This window comes from Microbacterium paludicola (assembly GCF_015235415.1).
GTDB classification, from domain to species: domain Bacteria; phylum Actinomycetota; class Actinomycetes; order Actinomycetales; family Microbacteriaceae; genus Microbacterium; species Microbacterium paludicola.
Genome location: NZ_JADGLL010000006.1, coordinates 70,401 through 93,150 on the forward strand (window position 1 = coordinate 70,401; position 22,750 = coordinate 93,150).

Genomic DNA, 22,750 nt, shown 5'->3' on the forward strand with positions numbered 1-22,750 from the left:
CGCGCCGAGGATCGCTCCGCGGCGAGAGCGGACGAAGCCCGTCGCCCGCGCGGTGGTGGTGGTCGTGTCGGTCACGTCTGCGCTCCTGGGGGAAGACGGTCGGCGGGGTGACGCGTCGCGGTGGGGCTCACGACGATGTGTGGAACAACATCCCATGGATTGTTCAACAATGAAAGTCGATCGTGTTTCGTCCGCGTGACATCTCGTCGGGCGACCCGGCCATAGGATTCCTCCATGCCCGCTCCCGACGAGACCCTCGCCGATGCACTGCGCGAGCGGATCATCCTGGGCGAGTTCGCGCCGGGCACGCGCCTGTCCGAGACCGCGCTGGCCGAGCTGCTCGGAGTCTCCCGCAACACCCTGCGCGAGGCGTTCCGCGTGCTCTCCGAGCAGGGGCTGATCGAGCACGTCCCGCACCGGGGCGTGTCGGTCGCTTCCCCGACCGTGGCCGACGTCGTCGACATCTACCGGGCGCGGCGCTACATCGAGCAGGCGGCGCTCGCGGCCGGCTCTCCCCTGCACCCCGCGGTTGCCGACATGACCGCGGCGGTCGAGCGCAGCGAGGCGGGCCTCGAGGCCCGGGACTGGCGCGCCGTCGGCACCGCGAACATGGCGTTCCACGGCGCGATCGTGGCGCTAGCCGACAGTCCGCGCCTCGGCCGCCTGTACCGCGACATCGCCGCGGAGCTGCGACTCGCGTTCCTTGAGATCGACAGCCCGGAGGCGCTGCACGCGCCGTTCGTGAGCCGCAACCGGGAGCTGCTCGAGACGTTCCTGACGCGCGGCGGAGCGGCCGCGGCGCACGAGCTACACGACTACCTCGTGTACTCCGAGCAGACGGTGCTCGGCGCGTTCACGCGTCAGCACCGGGGCTGACCTCAGCCGCGCAGCTCCCGCCACAGCGCATCCGCCTGCGCCAGCGTGTCGTCGATCGTGCCGGACGTGTCGATCACGACGTCGGCGAGCGCGAGCCGCTCCTCGTCGGAGACCTGACGCGCGACGCGGGAGCGCGCATCCTGCTCCGTCATGCCGCGGTGCTCGATCATGCGGGCGACGCGGACGTCGGCCGGGGCGTGGGCGACGACGACCCTGTCCCACTCCCCCGTGCCCCTCGCCTCGGCAAGCAGCGGCACGTCGTACACGACGACGGCGTCGGGATCGGCCTCCAGCGCCGCGCGGAACCGCCGCTGCGACTCGGCCTTCACCGCCGGGTGGACGATGCCGTTGAGCCGCGCCAGCCGCTCGGGGTCGCCGAACACCATCGCCCCGAGCGCTGCCCGGTCGAGCTCTCCCGACGGCGTCAGCACGCCGTCGCCGAACTCCGCGGCGATGGCCCCCAGCACCGGCTGTCCCGGCTGCTGCAGCTCGCGCACGAGCGCGTCGGCGTCGATCACGACGGCACCGTGCTCGGCGAGCCGCCGCGCGATCGTCGATTTCCCGGAGGCGATCCCGCCCGTCAGCGCGATGAGTGGCATGGAGCCAGTCTTCCACCGCCGCTCACGAGCGAGCGTCGTAGAACTCCCTCACCACGGTCGCGCCCGGCTTGCCGAACATGCAGTAGTCGCGGTTCGCGAGCGCGTCCTCGCGCGGGTACAGCTGCGCGGGCCAGTCCCACAGGACGAAGCCGTCGACCCAGTCGCGGGCGCCGGCCTGCGCGAACATCTCCGCGAGGTAGTCGGCCTGCTCCTGCGCATCGGCGTCACCGCCGAACGTCCAGTCGTTCGGCCGCTGCGCCGACCCCTCGCGGCTCGGACAGCCGCACTCGATGAAGAGGAACGGCTTGCCGTGCGCGCGCACGACCTCCTCGATGCGATCGAGCTGGGCCGGCCACGCACCGCTCGGGTAGTACCCGCTCGCCGAGATCACATCGACCGCGTCCCACCAGGTGATCCGGTCCTCCTGGTACTTGTCGCAGTTGTAGGTGATCGGCCCCGAGTAGACCTCGCGCACGCGACGCACGAGCTCGCGCCACTCGGCCTCGCGACGGTCGGCCCGCACCATCTCGCACCCGATGACGAAGAGCTCGACCGACTCCTCCTGCGCGATCCGGGCGTGATGGAGGATGAACTCGGTATAGCTCTCCCACCAGTCGGCCCAGCCCGGCTCGCCGGGCACGTCGAACTCGAAGAACCCGATGAACGCGCGCCAGGTGCCGTCGGCGCAGTTGACGACGGGCTTGAGCATCACCCGCTGTCCGCGGTCGCGCGCGGCCCGGATCGCCCAGCGGACCTCGTCGTCCGTGACGGTCGGCTCGTCCCGCCAGTGGATCTCCGTCGACGAGGGCTTGTCCTGCAGCGCCGCGTACGTCACGCAGTTCCAGCGCGCCCCGACCTCGGCGAGCGCGTCGAGGGATGCCTCCGCGGCGGGCGTCGCCCACGTCCCCCGGATGCCGGTCCAGCCCCAGGTCATCCCCGAGACGAAGCCGAGCCGGTCGCGCACCGCACCGGCGGTCCACCCGCGGCTCATGCGCGCCCCTCCGCGAGAGCCGGCTCCGCCACGCGCAGCTCGGGGGCTCCCGCGACGAGGTCGTTGCCGGTGCGGACGACGCCGACCGCCGTGAACGCGTCCGCCCCGACCTGCTGAGCCGTCGTCACGTGGAACACCACCTTCTCCCCGGGAAGCAGGTGGACGAGCGCATCGTCGACGACCGCATCCGGCGCGACGGTGTCGACGAGCAGGGCGAGGTCGCGCACAAGGGTGGCTGCGGTCGCCTCCACGCGCACTCCCCCGTCCGCCGCCGTCACAGACAGGTCGAGGCGGGCGGGTTCGAGGAGGGCGTCCCGCAGGTCGGCGAAGAACCACCACGCGTCCTCACCCCCGAGACGGGCGCGCACGAGCTCGTCGGCCGGATGCGCGGCGGTCGCCACGTCCGCGGCGAGCGCGACCGTCACGGTCCCCCGTGGCGCGACGTCAACCTGTCCGGCCTGGCTGGCGAGCACCGTGCCATCCGAGGCGAGGCGCTCGATCTCGAGCGTTCCCCGCCAGGCCTCCTCGGTCTCATTGCCGAGGATCACCGCGAGGCCGCCGTCTCGGGGCTGGATCGTGACGAGCCGGTCGGCGAAGGCGTGCGCCATCGCGTACAGCAGCGGCTTCTCCCGTCCGTCGCCGTCGACCGCGGCCCACGACACGACCGGCCAGTCGTCGTTGAGCTGCCAGACGATCGCGCCCGCGTTGTGCGGCGCGAGGGACCGGAAGTGCTCGAGGGCCGTGCCGACCGCGCGCGCCTGGTTGAGCTGCATCGCCCACACCCAGTCGCGCATGTCCCTCGGCACCGGGGTGTGCGCCACGAGGCCGGAGGTGAGCTTCGCGTCGCCGTCGATCGCCTTCTGGTGAACCTGCATCCCCGGGGACACGGGCGAGAGCGGATCGTCGTGGATCGCGCGCGTGAGCGTCGCCCAGGTGGGCGGCCCCTGCCAGCCGAACTCCGCGACGAAGCGGGGACGGTACTCGCGGTAGTCGGGCCAGTCGCGCCGGTTCCAGAGGTCCCAGATGTGCACGCTGCCGTGATCCGGGTCGTTCGGCCGGCTCACCCCTCCCGGCGTGAACGGGCTTCCCGGGGTATACGCGATGTGCGGCGCGAGCTCCGCCACCAGGGCCGGGAAGAGCTCGTGGTAGTAGTGCGCACCCCAGGTCGCGCCGTCGAGGCGCGCGGGCCAGCCCCACTCCTCGAAGCCCTCGAGGTTCTCGTTGTTCCCGTTGAGCACAACGAGCGACGGGTGCGCCGCGAGCCGCGTCACCGCCTCGCGCGCCTCCGCCTCGATCTCGGAGCGCAGCGGCTCCTCCTCGGCGTACGCCGCGCAGGCGAGCAGGAAGTCCTGCCACGTCAGCATCCCCCGCTCGTCGCACAGGTCGTAGAAGTCCTCGCTCTCGTAGATCCCCCCGCCCCAGACCCGCAGCAGGTTGACGTTCGCGCTCTCGGCCTGACGGATGCGCCGCTCGTACCGTGCCCGGTCGACGCGGTGGGGGAAGGCGTCGTCCGGGATCCAGTTCGCTCCCCGCACGTACACGAGCCGCTCGTTCACGAGGATCCGCAGCGGCGTCCCCGCCTCATCGGGGGTGGTGTCGATCCGGACGTCCCGGAAGCCGATGTTCAGCGCCCGCTCGTCCCGCACTCCAATGTCGCCGGTCAGCTCGACCGTCAGCGGGTAGCGATGGGGCTCGCCGAACCCCCGCGGCCACCAGCGGCGCACATCCGGCACCCGCACCGAGACGACCGCCTCGGCTCCCGCGACGTCCACCGCCTCCTCGACCCCCGCGATGCGGACGGTCACGCGGACCGGCCGCTCGTCGGCGCGCTCGATGCGGACGTGCACGTCGAGCAGGCCGTCGGGGCCGTCGGTGCTCACCACCGGGCGGACGGCGTCGAGGCGCGCCCCCGACCAGGACTCGAGCCGCACGGGGCGCCAGATGCCGGAGGTCGCCGTGTCGATGCCCCAATCCCAGCCGAAGCCCGAGGCCATCTTGCGGATCGCGTTGTACGGGTGGTGGTTGACGTGCGGCCGCGCGCCGAGCTCCTGCTCCGCGCGGCCCGCCGCGGGCACAGGGGCGGTGAACTCGACGCGCAGCGAATTGGCGCCCACACGCAGCAGGTGCCGCACCGGAACGCGGTACGAGCGGTGCTGATTGCGCGACGACAGCACCTGCTCGCCGTTCACGCGCACCGTGGCGACGGTGTCGAGCCCGTCGAAGACGAGGTCGACGCGCTCATCCCCCTCGTCCTGCCATTCGAAGTCGAGGTCGAAGACGAAGTCGGTGGCGCCGACCCACGCCTGCAGGCGCTCGTTGTCGTCGAGGAACGGGTCGTCGATGAGACCCGCCGCCAGCAGGTCCGTCGTCACGCTGCCGGGGACAGCGGCGGGGATCGCCCCGGCCTCGCGCACCGCGTCGGGAACGCGTCGCCCCGCACCGGCCCGCACGGTCCAGCCCTCGTGAAGCGTCCGTGTCCGCACTGTCATTTGGTCGCTCCCGAGGTGATTCCGCTGTAGATGTACCGCTGCAGCGCGACGAAGATCACGAGGGTCGGCAGGATGACGATCATCGTGCCGGCCCCGATCACCTCCCACTGCGCGCCGAAGGGGCCGGTGAACCGGAACAGCGAGGTGGAGATGACGCCGAGCTTCGCCGACGGCATGTAGAGGTAGGGAAGGTAGAACTCGTTGTAGATCGCGATCCCCTTGATGATGCAGACCGTGACGACGGCCGGCGTCAGGAGGGGCAGGATGAGCCGCCAGTAGATCGTCCAGCGGTTCGCCCCGTCGATCATGGCAGCCTCATCGATGCTCTTCGGGATCGACTGCATGAACTGAAGGAAGATGTAGATCGCGATGATGTCGGTCCCCATGAACAGGACGATCGCCGCCCAGTGGGTGTTGAACAGCTCGAGCGCGTTCACGATCTGGAACGTCGCGACCTGAGTCGTCACTCCCGGCACGAGCGACGCGATCAGGAACAGGGCGATCACGAGCCCCTTGAGCCGGAACCGGAACCTGTCGATCGCGTAGGCCGCCATCGTGCCGATCACGATCGTGCCGATGAGCGAGGCGACGAGGATGATCGTCGTGTTCCAGAATCCGAGCAGCATGTTGCCGCGCGTGAAGGCGGTGACGAAGTTCTCGACGTTGAACCAGTTCGAGGGCGGAGCGAGCGGGCCCGTTGTCGCATACTCCTCGCGCGACTTGAACGACGCGAACAGCACGACGACGAGCGGCACGACGGCGACGATCGTCGCGATGACGAGCGAGACGTACTTCACTGTCACGGCCGTCGTGCGGCGCGTGGTGGCGAGTGCGGTGCTCATGTCAGGCTGACCTCCTCATCGGGCACGATCCGCCGCTGGATCCACGTCACGAGCAGCACGATCAGCAGCAGCACGACCGCCATCGCCGAGGCGAGCCCGACCCGGCGGAACTCGAACGCCATCTGCACCGTCTGGATCACAAACGTCGAGCTGCCGTTCGCGCCGCCCGTCATGATGAACGGGATCTCGAACACCGCGAGCGCGCCGGAGATCGCCAGGATGAACGACAGGCTGATGACGCGCTTGATGCCGGGCGCGATGATGTAGCGGAACTGGTGCCAGCGGTTCGCGCCGTCGAGCTCCGCCGCCTCGTACAGCTCGGACGGGATCGACTGGATCGCGCCGAGGAACAGCACGAAGTTCAGCCCCATGTACCGCCACACGCTCGTCGCCGCGAGCGACCAGTTCACGAGGTCGGGGTCGCCGAGCCAGTGGCGATCCTCGTTCGGCGCGCCGACCGCCGCGAGCAGGCTGTCGAGCGTGCCGTCGGGCTGGAAGAGGTAGAGGAACACAAACCCGATGGCGACGCCGTTGATCAGGTACGGGAAGAAGAGCACGCCCTTGAAGAAGTTCCGGAAGCGGGTGCGGAAGCTCAGGATCGTGGCGAAGTACAGGGCGAGCAGCATCTGCACGACGGATCCGGCGAGGTAGTACAGGCTGACGAAGAAGACCTGGAACAGCTCGGGTCGCGTGAAGATCTCGATGTAGTTCTCGAGGCCCGTCCACTCCTTCTGGGGGTCGATGCCGTCCCACGAGGTCAGGCTGTACCAGATCATGTTCGCCACGGGGATGTAGGTGAACACGACAAGCAGGCCGACGGGGACGAGCAGGTACAGCCACGGCGTGTACCAGCGGGTGCCGCGGACGTTGCCGGCCCCGCGGCCGCGTCGGCGCGCGGCCGGTGGCACGATCAGCGTGCGCGTCGCCCCGGTGTCGGCGAGCGGTGCCCCGGGCGGCACGCCGCCCGGGGCCTGTGCGGTGAAGCTCATGATCAAGTCCTCTCGATGACGAGGCGCTGTCGCGCCCGACCTGCGGGAGCGCGCGGACGGGCGCCGTAGCGGAGACGGCACCCGTCCGCGGCGCCTCAGCCGGCGCTGACCTCGGCGCGGGCGGCCGCCCAGCGCTCGTTGAGCTCGGCGAAGTACGACTCCTTCGTCCCGTCGGCCGCCCCGCGGGCGATGTCGACGAGCTTCTGCCGGTACACGGGCCCGTAGAGGTCGATCTCGGAGGCGCTCACCACGTCGGCCTCGAAGCTCTCCTCGCCCGCGACGGCGGGCGTCATCTCGACGTACTCGACACCGGCGGCCTCGAAGTCGCCGAGCGTCTCGGGCGTGGGACCGTCGACGAGGGGCGAGAGGCCGCCCTGGTCGAACGCGTAGCCCGATTCCTCGGCGAACCACTCGATCCAGGCGCGCGCGGCCGCCTTGTGCTCGCTGTGAACGTTGATCGCGTTCTTGTAGTCGCCGCCGACCTGGGCGTGGAACGTGCCGTCAACCTGGTACGGGAACGGCATGTACCCGATGTCCTCGGCCGATCCGCCTGCCGCCTCGGCGGCATCCTGCATCTGCGTGATCGACCACGAGCCGAGCAGCATGGTGGCGATCTGGCCCGAGCCGAGGAGGTTCTTCGACTCCTCCCAGTTCGTCGTCAGCGGGTCGGGCTCGCTGAGCCCCTCGGCGACGATGTCGAACAGCAGGCCGTCGACGATGCCATGCCACTCGTCCTCCGCCCACGGGGTGTCGCTGTAGGCGACGTGCGTGTTGCTGTAGTCGGGGTCGCCCATCGCGCCGCGGTTGCTGTCCGACTGGCTGAGGGGCCATCCGTCGGCGTAGTTCGTGTAGTACGGGATCGCCTCGGTGCCGTCCTTGATCGCCCTCAGGTCGTCGAGGAACTCCTCGGGGGTCGTCGGCAGGTCGGTGATCCCCGCCTCCTCCCAGACCTTCTTGTTGTAGACGAGCCCGTTCGTGTTGCCCGTGATCGCGATGCCGTACGCCTGGCCGTCGTACGCCTCCTCCGACATAAAGCGGTACTTCTGGCTGAGCTCCTCGACCGTGCCCAGCGGCTCGAAGAAGTTCGAGAGCTGGTCGGGATTCACGCTGTTGGGGATGAGCAGGACGTCGCCGTAGTCCTCGGTGTTCATGCGGACGGCGATCTCGCCCTCGTAGTCGGTGATCGCCTCGAACTCGACGGTGACCTCGGGGTACTTCTCCTCGAACTGCGCCTTGTAGTCCTGGAACACCGTGTCGACGATGTCGGTGCGCTGGGTGATGACGGTGATCGTGCCGGAGATCTCGTCCTCGCCGCCACCACCTCCGCCCGTCGGCGATCCGCTGTCGGCGGCGCAGCCGCTGAGCACGAGGGCCGCGGCGCCGAGCGCCGCCCCCGCGGTGAGGAACCTCTTGCTGACCATGCTGTGTACTCCTGTCGTCATTGACAAAGACCCTCGCGCCGGTGCGTCGGGTGCGCTCAAGCGTCCGTCTGCGACGAGCGTTTGCGACACGTCGCTTAAGCGCTTAAGTTGGCCCTGAGCGTAGGCAGACACCGAGCGCGTGTCAAGATGCACCTCTCGACGATGAGAAACGGATGTGGCATGACCGAAGTGATCCGGATCGCCGACGACGGCGTGGCTGTGCTGCTCGAGCGGCCGGAGCAGGGCCTCCCCCGGGTTCTGCACTGGGGCGCGGATCCGGGCGAGCTGAGCGAGGCGGACGGACGCGCGCTCGCGGCGGCGCTCAGCCCGCAGACGCCGCCGGGGACGCTCGACTCCGCGTGGCAGCTCAGCCTCCTCCCCGACGAGAGCGAGGGCTGGTCCGGCCGGCCGGGCGCCGAGCTCGGCCGCGGCGACGGGCCTCTTCATCCGCGCTGGCGCGTGACGAGCCTCGACGTCGAGCCCGCCGCGGCCACGATCGACGCCACCGCCGACGGACTCCGCCTGCGCACCCGGATCCGGATCGCGCAGGGCGTCGTCACCGTCGCGCACGAGCTCGCGAACACCGGCGACACCGCCCTCGACATCGGCTGGATCGAGGCGACCCTCCCCGTGCCGAAGCGCGCCGACCATCTGACGACGTTCTCCGGGCGCTGGTCGCGCGAGAAGGCGCCGCTGACGACTCCGGCACCCCGCGGATCCGTCGCCCGCCAGAGCCGGCGCGGCAGGCCGGGACACGACAGCCCGTATGTGCAGATCCTCTCGGCGGGGACGCCCCGCAACCGCTCGGGCGAGCTGTGGGCCGTGCACGTCGCGTGGAGCGGCGACACGACGTGGCGCACCGACCGGACGCCCGATGCTGTCCAGCTGCTCGGCGGCGGCGAGCTGCTGCGTCCCGCCGAGGTCCGTCTGTCCCCCGGCGAGGCGTATCGCACGCCCGAGGTCGTCTTCGTCCACTCCTCGGAGGGCCTGGACGGCCTCAGCGCGCGGTTCCACCGCCGGCTCCGCGCGCGCCCTCGGCACCCGCGTCCCCCGCGGCCGCTCGTGCTGAACACGTGGGAGGCCGTGTACTTCGATCACGACCCCGTGCGGCTGAAGCGGCTCGCGGATCGGGCGGCGGAGGTGGGGATCGAGCGGTTCGTGCTCGACGACGGCTGGTTCCAGGGGCGCCACGACGACACGACGAGCCTCGGCGACTGGATCCCGGACGATGCCGTGTGGCCGGAGGGCCTGCGGGATCTGGCTGACCACGTGCACGGCCTCGGCCTGCAGTTCGGGCTCTGGTTCGAGCCGGAGATGGTCTCCCTCGACTCCGACGTCGCCCGCGCCAATCCCGACTGGCTGCTGCACGATCCGGCGCACCTCGAGGCCCACCCGCGGCTGTCGTGGCGCACCCAGTACGTGCTTGATCTCGCGAACCCCGCGGCTTACGCGCACGTCCGCGACCGGATGAGCGAGCTCATCGGCACCCTCGGCATCGACTTCGTGAAGTGGGATCACAACCGCGACCTGATCGAGCCGCTCCACGATGGGCGACCGGGCACCCACGCGCAGACGCTCGCGGCCTACGCGCTGATGGACGAGCTGCGCGAGCGGCATCCGGGGCTCGAGATCGAATCGTGCTCGAGCGGCGGTGCGCGATCCGACCTGGGAGTCCTCGATCACACCGACCGGGTGTGGGCAAGCGACTCGAACGACCCCGTCGAGCGACAGGAGATCCAGCGCTGGACGCAGCTGATGCTGCCGCCCGAGCTCGTCGGCGGGCACGTCGGACCGACGCGCTCCCACAGCTCCGGCCGCACCACCGACCTCTCGTTCCGGCTGGCGACGAGCCTGATGGGCTCCGCCGGCTTCGAATGGGATCTGCTCACCCTGACCGACGAGGAGGTCGCCACTGTGGCGCGGTTCGCGGCCCTGTATCGCGAGCTGCGATCCGTGATCCACGGCGGCGTGGCCGTGCATCCGGACCTCGACGACCCGGCATGGCGGGTCAGCGGCGCGGTCGCTGCGGATGCGGCGGAGGCGGTGTTCACCGTCGCCGCGGTCTCGACGATCGAGGATGCCCGCCCGGCGCCGATCCCGCTGCCGGGACTCGATCCGGCGGCCCGGTACCGGGTGCGGGTGCGCGACGACATCGGCCTGCCGGAGCACGGCTGGGTCACGCCCGAGTGGCTCCGCAACGGCGAGGTCGTGCTGCCGGGCTCCGTGCTGCGCGACGTCGGGCTGCAGTTCCCCGTGTTCTGGCCGGACCAGGCGATCGTGCTGCACCTGACGGCGGCACCCGAGGCGCCCGGGCTGCCCTAGAGTCGTGCTCATGCCCGACGGTGATGCGGCCCCGCGGCGCGCGACGATCAGCGACATCGCCCAGCGCGCGGGAGTGTCGACCTCGGCGGTCTCCTACGCGCTGAACGACAAGCCGGGCGTGTCCGCCAGCACGCGGGAGCACATCCTCGCGATCGCATCCGAGATGGACTTCGCCCCCGCCGCGGCGGCGCGGATGCTGTCGCAGGGGCGCACCGACACCGTCGGCCTCGTGCTGCGACGCGACCCGCGCTTCCTCGCGAACGAGTCGTTCTTCATGGAGCTGATCGCCGGACTCGAGATCGGGCTCGCCGAGCAGCACCGCGGCCTGCTGCTGCAGCTCGCCGTCGACCGCGAGGCCGAGATGGCGATGTACCGGCAGTGGAAGGCCGCCCAGCGCGTCGACGCGGTGCTGCTCGTCGACTTCGAGCGGGACGACCCCCGCGTCGGGCTCGTCGGCGGGATCGGGCTCCCCGCGGTCGCCATCGGCGACCCCTCGCTCACGGGTGGGCTGACGACGGCCTGGACCGACGACGCGACGGGGATCCGCGAGGCCGTGCGGCACCTTCACGGCCTCGGGCACCGCTCCATCGCGCGCGTCGCGGGCGCATCGACGCTCGCCCACGTGCACATCCGTGACGAGGCCTTCGCCGCCGAGTGCGCGGCGCTCGGCGTGCGCCATCGCATCCTGCACGGAGACTTCGGCGTCGAGCTCGCGGAGCGTCACACCAACGACGTGCTGGACGACGCCGATGACCCCTGCACCGCGATCGTCTACGACTCGGGGCTGACCGCGGTCACCGGCCTGAAGACCGCGCGGGCACGGGGCGTGTCGGTGCCGGATCAGCTCAGCATCATCGGGTGGGACGACTCGCTGCTGACGACGGTGACGGATCCGCCGATCTCGGTGATGAGCTACGACGTCGTCTCGTACGGCACCGCGGCGGCCGGCCTGCTCGGGGCGCTCCTCGCCGGCAGGGAGCCCGCGGCGCATCTCGCGGGGACGCCGACGCTCCACGAGCGCGGCACCACCGCGCGCGCTGAAGCCCGCTGACGCGTCAGACGGTGCCCGCGGGCGGCCAGACGCCGATGATCACGGCCATCACCACGAGGGTCACCAGCTCGTGCGCGATGTTCATGACGGTGAGCCCGGAGGGGCGCCCCTCGAACGCATCGTGCGTGATGAAGCGGGCGGCGGTGAACCCCGCCCACAGCAGGATCGACGTCACCAGCGCCGAGACGAGGTAGCTCCCCTCGTAGAAGTGCCACGCGATCGTCGTCGCGCCGGCGAGCACCCAGGCGGTGAGGAAGCTGACGAGCACGGTCACGGCGATCGGCACGACCGCGTCCTTGCCGGTTCCCTCCATCGACACGTTCGCCAGCTTCGCCCAGCGCGTGCCGAACACCTTCGGCGTGTACCAGACCGTGCCGACGATCATGCTCGAGAGAGTCGCGAGGACGACGGTCCAGTAGTTGATCTCGGGAATCATGCGCTGACTGTATCGCCCGCGGAGTACTGTGCGTGAGGAACCGATCAGAAGGGCTCCGGATCAGTCTCCGGATCCGTCCTCCCAGCGGAAGCGGCCGCCCTTGGCCTCGAACTCGCGCGTGACGGCGGCGCGGAGCGCGGGGTCGGCGAGGTAGTCGACGGCGGAGACCGCGAGGCCCGTGGCGGCGTCGGCGAGGGCGTCGAACGCGGGCGGGTGGACGGTCCACTCCGCGAACGCCGGGTTGTGCGGCCGGATGTCATCCGGGCCGCCGAGTCCGATCGACGGGTGGATCGAGGGCACGTACTGGCTGACGTTGCCCATGTCGGTCGACGCCCCGCCCTGCGGCGACACGAGCGGCGGCGGCGGGAGCACGTGGCCGCGCGAGCGCACCGCCACCGCCCACCGGCGGGTCAGCTCGATGTTGACCTCGAGGGGCAGGTAGGGAGGCACGGGGTCGACGACGATCTCGGCGCGCGTGCTCGTCGAGATCGCGGCGCCCTCCAGCACGGCGACGACGCGATCCGTCAGCGCCTTCAGCGTGTCGATCTCGGCCGAGCGCACGTAGAACAGCGCCGCGGCGCGCTCTGGCACGACGTTCGGCGCGGCGCCGCCGTCGGTGATGATGCCGTGGACGCGGTCGATCGGCAGGATGTGCTGCCGCAGCTGCGCGACGCCCTGGTAGGCCGTCACGACGGCGTCCAGGGCGTTCAAGCCGAGCCAGGGCGCCGCCGCGGCGTGGCTCGCCCGGCCGTGATACGTGACGGACACCCGGCGGACGCCCGTCGTGCGGTGACCCACGATCGACTCGGTCGCAGCACCCGGGTGCACCATGCCGGCCGCATCGACGTCGTCGAAGCCGCCCGCGCGCAGGATGAGCTCCTTGCCGCCGCCGTTCTCCTCGGCGGGGGTGCCGATCAGCGACAGGCGCCCGCCGAGGCGCTCGACGACCGGAGCCGCGGCGAGGAACGCCCCGACCGCCGCGCCGGCGATGATGTTGTGCCCACACGCGTGGCCGACGCCCGGCAGCGCGTCGTACTCGGCGATGAGCGCGAAGTGCGGGCCCGTCGCGCCGACCGTCGCGCGCAGCGCCGTGTCGAGGCCGTACGCCCCCACCTCGGCCTCGATGCCGTGCCGCGCGAGCAGCTCGGCGACGCGCCCGACCGAGCGATGCTCCTCGAAGCCGCTCTCCGGGTCGTCGTGAAGCGCGACGGCGAGGGCCTCGAGCTCGGGGCGGAGCGCGTCGACCCCGCCGGAGAGCTCCGCGCGCACGGCATCGCCCGCGCCCGCGAACGCCGACGCCTCCACCACCGGCTCCGGCGTCGCCTCGGCGACGGTGCGGCGCTGGTACTCGAGATACGTCTCGAGCGGATCCGTCACAGCGTCACCGTCTCGCCATCCGTCGTGCGCACAGTGAGCCGGTACCCGGCGGGCTCACCCTCGACGACGTCGGCGACGGATCCGTCCGGCAGACCGAGCGCGGCGTGGATCGCCCGCAGCGGCTCGGGATCGGGCTCGATGCGCTCGAAGGAGACGATCTCGAGCGTGGGGATGTCGCTCAGGCCCGGCTGCTCGGTCGCGCCCCAGTCGATCAGGAACGGAGCCTGGAACCCGGCGTCGCCGCGCGTCAGGCGCCACTCGAGCAGCACGCCGTCGGGCCGCCGCCGCGACAGGTCCCACACGTCGCCCGGGTCGTAGCCGCGTTCCCGTGCGCCCGCGACCACGCCGTCGATGTCGTCGGGATGGATCGCGTAGGTGACGATCCGCGGGCCGTCGAGCTCGTGGATCCCGAACGTCGTCGGCGCGGTCTCGTGCGCGACGGCCGGATCCGGTCCGATCAGCTCGACGTAATGCGGAGCGCGCCGGCCATCGACCGTCAGCGCGACGAGCGCGTTCGCGGTGCCGGTTGGATGCGAGCCGCCGGGCGCGGCCGTGACTCCCGTGCGCTCGGCGAACCAGGCGACGACTCCCGCGAGGTCGGGGCCGGCGATCACGACGTGATCGAGCAGGCTCGGCACGCTCATCGCCCGGCCTCCGATCGCCGCGCGGGGACCTCGGGCTCGCCGAGAGACAGCATCAGCCGGTTGGCCCAGTTGAAGAACGCCGCGCCGTTCACGATGTCGAGGATCTCGGCGTCGTCGAAGCCCGCGGCACGCAGTCGCGCGATGTCGTCGCCGCCGAAGGACAGCGGGGTCTCGGCGAGGGACACGGAGGCGGACACGACCGCGTTCCAGCGCTCGTCGCCGACGTCGGCGCCGACTCCCTCGTCGAGCAGGCGCTGCACGTCGTCACCGCGCCCGGATTCGCGCGTCGCCGCGGCCGCGTGGACGGACGCGCAGAACACGCAGCCGTTGTGCCGGGATGTCGCCGCCGCCGCGAGCTCGCGCTCGGCGCGGCCGACCCCGCCCGACGTGTTGAAGAAGATGTCGAGGTCGGTCAGCGTGCGCGCCTTCAGCGCGGCGGGGTCGCGCGCGAGCAGCCGGAAGTACGGCATCTTGGCGCGAGCCGGCTGGATGAGCGCGTCGTGCTGCTCGGGGGTGAGATCCTCCTCCGCGACGGGCGCGAGCCACGGCACCCAGCCGAGGCCCTCCTGCGTGAAGCGGTCCGGGCGCTCGAGGGCGGGGTACTCGGTCACGAGGTCGGTCATCGTCGGGCTCCTTCGACGGTCGCTGCTTCGGATGATGCCGGATTCTGCGCGAGCACGCGAAGACCCCACGCAGCGCGCAGCTGGAAGGCGAGGAACGCGACGAGCTGCGACAGGGTGACGATGTCATCGGCCGACCAGCCGGCGACGACGAGCGCGCGAAGCGCATCCGGTCCGGACTCGCGCGGCCGGAACACGAGGAGGTGGGTGTGCGTGAGCGCCGCGGCGAGGCGGGCGCTCACGCCGAGCGTCGCGGCCGGCGTCCAGGCGGGGCCGGGTGTGCTCTCGGACGCGAGGCCGGGTTCCCGGTACGCGCCGTAGGGGCCCGAGCCCGCGCCGTCCGCCGCCGCGGCGGCGACGGCGTCGACCAGCTCCGGCGCCTCGTCGCCGAGCAGGTCGGCATAGAACGACGCGGCCTCCTCGAACCCGTGCAGCCGCGCGACGAACGCGGCGATCGCGTAGCGCTCGGAGAGCGGGAACGTGCCCGGCTCGGCGGGCTCGAGCAGCGCCTCGAAGCTGAGCTGCGCGTTCTCCTTCGCCTGCGGGCGCAGGGCGCGCACATCCTGCAGCGGGCTGTCCGGCGCGATGCCGGCGAGCAGGTCGATGATGTCGGTGCTCATCGGGCTCCTTCTGTTCTCGGTTGACGGTTGCTCAGGCGTGGACCCGGTGCGCCGCGCTGAGCGAGCGCGCGGCATCCGCTCCCACCTCGTAGCCGAGGCGAGGCGCGATCTCGGTGGCGAGCAGCTCGAGCGAGCGCAGCGTCATCTCGTGCGGCGCGTCGACCGAGTGGATCTGGAACGACACGTCCGTCGACGCGGCGATCGCGCGATCCGCGGCGAGGGAGGCGGCGACCTCGTCGGGCGTGCCGATGTGCGAATCGGTCAGGCGCGCGAGGTCGTCGATGTCCAGGCCCGTGGTGTCGATGCCGAGCATTCCCTCCGCGAGGTCGCGCAGGCCCGGCTCGGCGAGCTCGAGCACGCGCGTGCGGTTCTCCTCGTCCACGACGACCGCCGTACGGGACGCGAGAACGCGGAACGGCGCCCCCTCGGGAAGCGCCTCGCGGTACGCGTCGATGATCGGAAGCTGAAGGTCGTGAAGGGGAAGGTCGCGCGCGTCGCCCGGACGCGGCTGGGTGCGCGAGAGCAGCAGGCCGTCGCCGTCGCGGCCGGCGCGGATGCCGCCGTCGACCGAGAAGGTCGCCTGCCAGATCCGGCGGTCGAGATCGCCCGCAGCGGGATAGATCCGCGCCTCGGTGCCGCGGATGCCGCGCCCCGCGAGCGCATCCCGGAACACCGCGAAGTGCTCGGCGAAGATCTCGCGGCGTCGCTGCGCGTCCCGGCCGAACGGCGCGAAGGACGACGGCGTTCCACCGGACGCGACGCCCAGCTGCACGCGCCCACCGCTCAGCGCGTCGAGCACGCTGGCGTCCTCCGCCGCGCGCAGCGGGTCGTCGATCGGCAGCGTCACGACGCCGGTCGCGAGCGCGATGCGCGAGGTCCGCTCGGCGGCGGCAGCGAGCAGCACGAACGGGGACGGCAGCCCGCCCTCCGTCTCGCCGAAGTGATGCTGGGCGACCCACGCCGAGGCGAAGCCGGATCGCTCGGCCTGCGCGATCTGCTCGAGCGCGAAGCGATACCGGTCGGCGGCCGGGGCGTCCTCCAGCAGTCTCGTGAAGAATCCGATGCGGGGGCCGGTCATGCGCTCTCCTCCTGGTGTGGTGTCGTGAGGGCGGGGCGGAGTGCCGCGCCGGGGATCGCGTCCAGCAGGCGGCGCGTGTACGGGTGCTCGGGCGATGCGAACACGCGCGCCGTGGCGCCGTGCTCGACCTGCCTCCCCCGCTGCAGCACCGACACGGTGTCGGCGATCTGGCGCACGACCGCGAGGTCGTGCGAGATGAACACGTACGTGAGCGACAGCTCGTCCTGCAGCCGCGCGAGCAGCCGCAGGATCTGCGCCTGCACGGTCACGTCGAGCGCGGAGACCGCCTCGTCCAGCACAACGAGCTCGGGCTCGAGGATCAGCGCGCGGGCGATCGCGACGCGCTGCCGCTGACCTCCCGACAGCTCGGCGGGACGGCGATGCGCGATCTCGGGAGCGAGCGCCACGAGGTCGAGGTGGTGCGCCACCCGCTCGGCGCGCTCCGCGCGCGTTCCGAGACCGAAGTTCTCGAGCGGCTCGGCGAGGATCCGCCCGATCGTCTGGCGCGGATCGAGCGACCCGTACGGGTTCTGGTAGACGAGCTGCGCGACGCGGCGGAAGGCGCGTGCGTCGTGCCTGGCTGTCACGTCGATGTCGCCGACGCGGATGGATCCGCCGGTCGGGCGGTTCAGGCCCGCGATGCTGCGCCCCGTTGTGGTCTTGCCCGATCCGGACTCGCCGACGAGCGCGTGCGTCGTGCCCCGCGCGACCGTGAACGAGACGTCGTCGACCGCGACGAAGGGCTGGGGTCCGGTGCCGCGGAACTCCTGACGCAGGCCGCGCACCTCCACGAGGGGGCGGTCCCCCGGCGCGGGCTCGTGCGGAACGCGCTCGACGATGCGGGCGAGCGACGGCGCATCCGCCAGCAGTGTGCGGGTGTACTCGGCGTCCGGCGTCGCGAGCACGCGCGTCGACGGGCCCGTCTCCTCGACGCGACCGCCGCGCATCACGACGATCGAGTCGGAGTGATCGGCGGCGACTGCGAGGTCGTGCGTGATGAAAAGCACGCCGCTTCCCGATTCGGTGCGCAGCTTGTCGAGCAGGTCGAGCACGCGGCGCTGCACGGTCACATCGAGCGCACTGGTCGGCTCGTCGGCGATCACGAGCTCGGGCTCGAGCGCGAGCGCGGCGGCGATCAACACGCGCTGACGCATGCCGCCGGAGAGCTCGTGCGGGTACTGGCGGGCGCGCCGCTCAGGGTCGTCGATGTCGACGCGCTCGAGCAGCTCGAGCACACGCGCCTCGATCTTCCTGCGATCCTTCCAGCCGTGGATCCGCAGTGCCTCGCTCACGCTCGATCCGATCGTCGCGACGGGGTTGAGCGACGTGCCCGGATCCTGCGGGATCAGCGCGACGCAGCGCCCGCGCAGCCCACGCCAGCGGCGCTCGGAGAGGCCGACGAGCTCGGTCGCGCCGCTCCTGCGCTCGTTCAGCAGGATGGATCCGGCCGCGATGCGCCCGTTGCGGGCGAGCAGGCCGATCGCCGACTGCGCGACCGTCGACTTTCCGGATCCGGACTCGCCGACGAGCGCCGTGGTCCGGCCCGGCTCGACGTCGAACGAGACGCCGTCCACGGCGGTGACCTCGCCGCGCGAGGTGCGGTACGCGACCCGCAGGTCGCGGATCTCCAGCAGCGTCATGCGCGGTCCTCTCGTCCGATCGCCTGGCTCAGGCGGTTCGTCGCCAGCACGACGAGAGCGACGACGGCACCGGGGAGCACCGTGAGCCACCACGCCGTCGCGACGTAGCTGCGGCCCTCGGCGATCAGCAGGCCCCACTCGGGCGTGGGCGGCGGTGCGCCGTAGCCGAGGAACCCGAGCGTCGAGATCTGCAGGATCGCGGAGCCGAGCTGCAGCGCCGCCAGCGCGATCACGGGCGTGAGCGAGTTCGGCAGGATGTGCCGCCACAGCACGCCGACGAACGTGCCGCCGGAGCCGTACGCCGCCTCGACGAACTCGGTCGAGCGCACGCTGACGACCTGCGATCGCGCAAGCCGCGCGAACACCGCGATCGAGGTCACGCCGACCGCGATGGCCGCATTCGTGGTGCCGAAGCCGAGCAGGATCACCACGCTGAGCGACAGCAGCAGGGCCGGGATCGCGAGCAGCACGTCGACGAGGCGCATCAGGATCTCCTCGAGCGCTCCGCCCACCGCGCCGGCGGTCACGCCGATCGCGGTGCCGGCGATGAGGCCGACCGCGACAGCGACGACCGCGGCCGTGATCGACTGCGACGCGCCGTGCACCACGCGGGTGTACAGGTCGCGGCCGGTGGCGTCGGTGCCGAAGATGTGCGCGGCGCTGGGCGCCTGCAGCGCGACCCCGGACGACTCGGTGGGGCTTCCCGGCGCGAACAGTCCCGGTGCGAGAGCCCACGCGAGCGCGGCGAGGATGACGAGGATCGGGATGAGCGTGCCTGGCCGCAGCAGGGCGCGCCAGTCGATGCGGGCGAGGCCGCGCGGCACGGAGACGGCGAGCGTCATGCGACCACCTCCTTCTTCTCCGCAGCCGCTGAGCGACGCACGCCGGCTCCCCGTCGCAACCGCGGATCGAGAACCGGGTAGAGCAGGTCGACGACGAGGTTTATCGCCACGAACACGACCGTCGAGAGGATCACGACCGCCAGCAGCACGGGGGTGTCGCGGTTGGCGACCGCCTGCGCCGTGAGCTGGCCGAGACCCGCCCGCGCGAACACCGCCTCGGTGACCACGGCGCCGCCGACGAGCTCGCCGAACAGCAGGCCGGCCATCGTCAGCGTGGGCACGAGCGCGTTGCGCGCGACCGTGCGCCACAGCAGCCACGACGTGCTCGCGCCTCGCGCCCTGACGACCGTGACGAACGGCTGCTCCCGGACCTCGTCGATGCTGCGCATGAGCACCTGGGCGAGGGGAGCTGCGATCGGGATCGCGAGGGTCGCGACCGGCAGGATCAGCGCCTCGACCGGATCCGCGCCGATCACCGGCACCCAGCCCAGCCGGAACGAGAAGACCTGCACGAGCACGATGCCGATCCAGAACACCGGCAGCGAGACGAGGAACGGCGGGATCCCCCGGAACAGCCGCCGCAGCCAGGTGGCGCCGCCGTACGTGGCCGTGAAGGCGATCGTGACCGCGAGGAACACGGCCGCCCCGAGCCCGAGCGACGCGAGGATGAGCGTCGGCGGGAGCGACGTCGCGATCAGCGCACCGACCGCGGCGCCGTTCGCCACGGAGTAGCCGAACTCGCCGCGGAGCACCCCCAGCGTCGAGTCGACGTACCGCTCGATCAGACTGCGATCGGCGCCGTACGTCGCCCGGATCTCGGCCAGCTGCTCCTGCGAGAGGCCGAGCTCCGGGCTGCCGAACCTCGCAAGCACCGCGTCGCCGGGGAGCGCCGCCAGCAGCAGGTACGCGACGGTGTACGTGAGGGCGAGGACGAGAAGCGCCTGCCCCACCCGCCTCAGGACGTAGCCCATCCGGCGCGGGTCAGCGGTCGAGCCACGCGGCGTAGAACCACGGGCGGCCGACCGACTCGGTGGTGAAGCCCTGCACGTCGGCGCGGAGCCCGAACACCTGCGGCTCCTCGAAGATCGGCAGGAAGTACGCGTTCTCGGCGATGTGACGCTGCGCCGCCTCGGACGCGGCCTGCCGCTCCTCGGTCGTGGGAGCCGACGCGATCGCCTCGAGCAGCGCGTCGAGCTCTGCGTCGCCGACGCTGTCGTCCTCGTTCGAGCGGTTCAGCAGCGCGTTGCGGTTGTCGCTGTGGAACTGCGACTTGATCACATCGAAGTCCGCGCGGCCGACCATCGAGTGGTACACCTGGATCGTGTCGGCCGAGAGCGATGCCTCGGTCTGCGCGGCCTGGTCGCCGGGGAAGAGCTCGACCTCGATGCCGATCTGCGCGAGCTGCTCCTGCACGAGCGTGACGACGTCCTTCGAGCGCGGCTGCGGCAGCGCCTCGTTGAACGTCAGGCTGAGGCGCTGACCGTCCTTCTCGCGGATTCCATCCGATCCGACGGTCCATCCGGCCTCGTCCAGCAGCGCGGAGGCCTTCTCGGGGTCGTACGCGTAGTACTCCGAGGTGTCGAGGTAGCCGAGGGCAGAGTGGGCGAGCGCGCCGGTCGCGAGCGGGTAGCTGTCGGAGAACAGCGTCGAGACGATCGCCTCACGGTCGACGCCGGCGATGATCGCCTGGCGCACCTTCAGATCGGACAGCACCTCGTTGCGGAACCGCAGGCTGAAGCCGTTGTTCACGCCGTTGGTGCTCGCCGAGTGAAGCGCGAGGCCGTCGGCCGCGAACTGCGCCTCGTCGGGCGCGTACACGTCGCGCGCGATGTCCGCCTGACCGGCGACGACGGTGCCGACGCGCACGCTGCTCTCCCCCGCGACCGTGTAGGTCACGTCCTCGAGAAGCGGGGCGCCCTGGTGCTCGAGCGAGGGCGGCGCCCAGTCGTAGTCCTCACGGGCCGTGATCGACAGCTCGGTGCCGATCTTCTCGTCCGAGATCACGAACGGACCGGATCCGATGACCGTCGTCGCGTTGCCCGGGCCGAACTCCTCGTTCGTCTTCTCGAGCGTGGCATTCGAGACCAGGCCGGAGTTGATGGTCGACACCGCCTGCGCGAAGCCCGGCGCGGGAGCGGAGAAGTGGAACTTCACCGTGTCCTCGTCGACGACCTCGCCGTGGTCGTAGTTGTTGATCGCCTCGGACACGGGCAGCGCACGATCGGTGTCGCCCTTGCCGTACAGGTCGAAGTTCTTCACGACGTTCTCGGCATCCAGCGGCGTGCCGTCGGAGTAGGTGACGCCCTGCCGGATGTCGAACGTGTACTCGGTCGCGTCCTCGTTCACCTCGGGCAGGTCGGTGGCGATCCACGGCTCGAGCTCGAGCGTCTCGGGGTTCTGGTACAGCAGGCGGTCGGTGATGTTGTTCACGATGCCGCCGTTGGGGTAGAAACCGGCGGACGGCGGGTACAGCGTCGTCCACGTCTGCGGCTCGAGGTACGTGAGCGTGCCGCCGGCCTTGGGCTCCCCAGGCGCGGCTCCGGTCTCGCTCTGCGTGCCCGCCGCACAGCCCGCGACCATGGCCGTCACGGCCGCCAGGGCGATCGTGGCGCGAAGCAGACGCGGGGCGCGGATGCGGGGGGTTCGGGACATGGTGGAGTCTCCTCGTGTACAGGGGCTGTGGCGCCAGTTCACCATGTCCATAGGGAGTCGTGCGCGGCGCGCTTCATGCGACGTCACACAGCGAGGGGGACGGCCGGATGCGCCCGTCGGCGCCCGGGAGTTCAGGCGTCGATCGTCAGCAGGATGCCGTCGTCGGTGCGCGTCGCCGACACCTGCCGCAGGTCGGCGACGGCGTGCGTCGGGTCGTGCGCGACGGCGGCCGCTCCCACCCCGATGACGCGCATTCCGGCGGCGCGCGCGGCCTGGATCCCCGCGTGCGAGTCCTCGAACACAACGCAGTCGGCGGGAGTGATCCCCAGGATCTCGGCGGCCCGCAGGAAGCCCTCCGGATGTGGCTTGCTCGCGCGCACGTCGTCCGCGGTCACGGCGATCTCGGGGACGTCGAGACCGGCGGCCGTCATGCGCGCACGGGCGAGCCCGAGGTCGGCGGACGTCACGAGCGCGTGCGGCGCATCCTTCAGGGCCCGCAGCAGGGCCGCGGCCCCGGGGATCTCGACGACGCCGTCGGTCTCGGCCGTCTCGCGTGCGAGCATCTCGCGCGACTCCGCGAGGTTGATCTCCACCGGCCGGTCCGGCAGCAGCACCGCCATGCTGTTCGTCGCCTGACGCCCGTGCACAAGCGCGAGGACGGCGTCCGGATCCAGACCCTGCTTCTCGGTCCACTCGAGCCACAGCCGCTCGACCACGGCGGTCGAGTCGACGAGGGTCCCATCCATGTCCAGCAGCACGGCTCGCGCTTCGAGGGTGATCGTCACACCAGCACGCTACCCGGGTTCGCGACGGCCCCGCCCTTGCCGGTGTCGGCGGTGGGGAATACGGTGAGCGCGTCCACCCCGGATACGCGAGAGAGGTCAGTCATGGCACACGGCGACGTCACCCACCTGGAGATCCCGGTCAACGACCTGGAGAGCGCGAAGGACTTCTACGCCGATCTGTTCGGCTGGGAGATCAGCGCGCCGCCCGGATTCGAGGAGTATCCGATGTGGCAGAACCCCAACAAGATCTCGGGCGGTGCGCTGACCCCGCGCGAGGACGGCTTCACGCAGCCGCGCTCGATCGTCGAGGTCGACTCGATCGACGACACGCTCGCCAAGGTCACCGCCAACGGCGGCAAGGTGCTCAAGGAGCGCGAGGCGATCACCGAGACGAGCTGGTGGGCCCTGTTCGAAGACCCCGACGGCAACGTCCTCGGTCTCTTCGAAGGCAGCATGGAGGGCTGACCGCCCTCCGG

Annotated in this window: 21 protein-coding genes; 4 read left to right on the forward strand and 17 right to left on the reverse strand. The window is 71.4% G+C overall.

The genetic code is table 11. From position 1 onward, the window contains the following. Positions 1–234: 234 nt before the first annotated feature. Entirely contained in the window at positions 235–876 is a 642-nt protein-coding gene (locus IR155_RS04530; protein WP_135113607.1) for a GntR family transcriptional regulator, read from the forward strand. A gap of 2 nt (positions 877–878) precedes the next feature. On the opposite strand, the gene coaE is transcribed toward IR155_RS04530, so the two are convergent. The 6 genes from coaE to IR155_RS04560 all read right to left on the reverse strand — a co-directional run bounded on the left by coaE (position 879) and on the right by IR155_RS04560 (position 8,207). Next, positions 879–1,475, reverse strand: coding sequence for a dephospho-CoA kinase (gene coaE / locus IR155_RS04535; RefSeq protein WP_135113609.1), 597 nt, complete (start codon positions 1,473–1,475; stop codon positions 879–881). Positions 1,476–1,497: 22 nt separating this feature from the next. Then, on the reverse strand, positions 1,498–2,466 hold the full coding sequence (locus tag IR155_RS04540) for a glycoside hydrolase family 113 (RefSeq protein ID WP_135113611.1): 969 nt from the start codon (positions 2,464–2,466) through the stop codon (positions 1,498–1,500). Continuing rightward, positions 2,463–4,955: a glycoside hydrolase family 2 protein gene (locus tag IR155_RS04545; protein ID WP_135113613.1), complete on the reverse strand. Its 2,493-nt coding sequence runs from the start codon at positions 4,953–4,955 to the stop codon at positions 2,463–2,465. Before IR155_RS04545 ends, IR155_RS04540 begins: the two co-directional genes overlap by 4 nt. Further along, complete coding sequence (locus IR155_RS04550; protein WP_135113615.1) at positions 4,952–5,797, reverse strand: carbohydrate ABC transporter permease; 846 nt, start codon at positions 5,795–5,797, stop codon at positions 4,952–4,954. The genes IR155_RS04545 and IR155_RS04550 overlap by 4 nt, the downstream gene beginning before the upstream one ends. After that, entirely contained in the window at positions 5,794–6,786 is a 993-nt protein-coding gene (locus tag IR155_RS04555) for a carbohydrate ABC transporter permease (protein ID WP_135113617.1), read from the reverse strand. The genes IR155_RS04550 and IR155_RS04555 overlap by 4 nt, the downstream gene beginning before the upstream one ends. Positions 6,787–6,881: 95 nt before the next feature. After that, positions 6,882–8,207, reverse strand: a complete 1,326-nt coding sequence (locus tag IR155_RS04560) for an ABC transporter substrate-binding protein (RefSeq protein WP_135113619.1) — start codon at positions 8,205–8,207, stop codon at positions 6,882–6,884. Positions 8,208–8,387: 180 nt separating this feature from the next. Here IR155_RS04560 and IR155_RS04565 point away from each other — a divergent pair, with 180 nt between their 5' ends. Together IR155_RS04565 and IR155_RS04570 are read left to right on the forward strand one after the other, a co-directional pair. Next, complete coding sequence (locus IR155_RS04565) at positions 8,388–10,529, forward strand: alpha-galactosidase (RefSeq protein ID WP_135113620.1); 2,142 nt, start codon at positions 8,388–8,390, stop codon at positions 10,527–10,529. A 10-nt stretch (positions 10,530–10,539) separates the two neighbouring features. Further along, positions 10,540–11,580 carry a LacI family DNA-binding transcriptional regulator gene (locus tag IR155_RS04570; RefSeq protein ID WP_135113621.1) on the forward strand — a complete coding sequence of 347 codons (1,041 nt, stop codon included), beginning with the start codon at positions 10,540–10,542 and terminating at the stop codon, positions 11,578–11,580. A 4-nt stretch (positions 11,581–11,584) separates the two neighbouring features. Here the strand turns inward: IR155_RS04570 and IR155_RS04575 are convergent, their stop codons facing one another. The 11 genes from IR155_RS04575 to IR155_RS04625 form a co-directional block, all read right to left on the reverse strand. Next, positions 11,585–12,016 carry a DUF1761 domain-containing protein gene (locus IR155_RS04575; RefSeq protein WP_135113622.1) on the reverse strand — a complete coding sequence of 144 codons (432 nt, stop codon included), beginning with the start codon at positions 12,014–12,016 and terminating at the stop codon, positions 11,585–11,587. 60 nt (positions 12,017–12,076) lie between these two features. Beyond that, positions 12,077–13,393 carry an amidohydrolase gene (locus IR155_RS04580; protein WP_135113623.1) on the reverse strand — a complete coding sequence of 439 codons (1,317 nt, stop codon included), beginning with the start codon at positions 13,391–13,393 and terminating at the stop codon, positions 12,077–12,079. Then, positions 13,390–14,037: a VOC family protein gene (locus IR155_RS04585; RefSeq protein WP_135113624.1), complete on the reverse strand. Its 648-nt coding sequence runs from the start codon at positions 14,035–14,037 to the stop codon at positions 13,390–13,392. Before IR155_RS04585 ends, IR155_RS04580 begins: the two co-directional genes overlap by 4 nt. After that, positions 14,034–14,660 (reverse strand): alkylhydroperoxidase domain protein, encoded by a 627-nt coding sequence (locus IR155_RS04590; RefSeq protein WP_135113625.1) that lies wholly within the window; start codon positions 14,658–14,660, stop codon positions 14,034–14,036. The genes IR155_RS04585 and IR155_RS04590 overlap by 4 nt, the downstream gene beginning before the upstream one ends. Continuing rightward, positions 14,657–15,277 (reverse strand): CMD domain protein, encoded by a 621-nt coding sequence (locus IR155_RS04595; RefSeq protein ID WP_135113626.1) that lies wholly within the window; start codon positions 15,275–15,277, stop codon positions 14,657–14,659. Before IR155_RS04595 ends, IR155_RS04590 begins: the two co-directional genes overlap by 4 nt. Before the next feature lie 31 nt (positions 15,278–15,308). After that, complete coding sequence (locus tag IR155_RS04600; RefSeq protein ID WP_135113627.1) at positions 15,309–16,355, reverse strand: putative FMN-dependent luciferase-like monooxygenase; 1,047 nt, start codon at positions 16,353–16,355, stop codon at positions 15,309–15,311. Further along, positions 16,352–17,995, reverse strand: coding sequence for a dipeptide ABC transporter ATP-binding protein (locus tag IR155_RS04605; protein WP_135113628.1), 1,644 nt, complete (start codon positions 17,993–17,995; stop codon positions 16,352–16,354). Before IR155_RS04605 ends, IR155_RS04600 begins: the two co-directional genes overlap by 4 nt. After that, positions 17,992–18,837: an ABC transporter permease gene (locus IR155_RS04610; RefSeq protein WP_135113629.1), complete on the reverse strand. Its 846-nt coding sequence runs from the start codon at positions 18,835–18,837 to the stop codon at positions 17,992–17,994. Before IR155_RS04610 ends, IR155_RS04605 begins: the two co-directional genes overlap by 4 nt. Continuing rightward, positions 18,834–19,808: an ABC transporter permease gene (locus IR155_RS04615; protein WP_135113630.1), complete on the reverse strand. Its 975-nt coding sequence runs from the start codon at positions 19,806–19,808 to the stop codon at positions 18,834–18,836. The genes IR155_RS04610 and IR155_RS04615 overlap by 4 nt, the downstream gene beginning before the upstream one ends. Before the next feature lie 10 nt (positions 19,809–19,818). Further along, the gene (locus tag IR155_RS04620) at positions 19,819–21,489 is read right to left on the reverse strand and encodes a TIGR04028 family ABC transporter substrate-binding protein (RefSeq protein ID WP_135113631.1); all 1,671 of its coding nucleotides are present in this window, start codon (positions 21,487–21,489) and stop codon (positions 19,819–19,821) included. 131 nt (positions 21,490–21,620) lie between these two features. Next, a complete protein-coding gene (locus IR155_RS04625; RefSeq protein WP_209306733.1) occupies positions 21,621–22,274 on the reverse strand; it encodes an HAD-IA family hydrolase in 654 nt (217 codons plus the stop codon). A 102-nt stretch (positions 22,275–22,376) separates the two neighbouring features. Here IR155_RS04625 and IR155_RS04630 point away from each other — a divergent pair, with 102 nt between their 5' ends. After that, a complete protein-coding gene (locus IR155_RS04630) occupies positions 22,377–22,739 on the forward strand; it encodes a VOC family protein (protein ID WP_135113632.1) in 363 nt (120 codons plus the stop codon). The last annotated feature ends 11 nt before the right edge of the window (positions 22,740–22,750 follow it).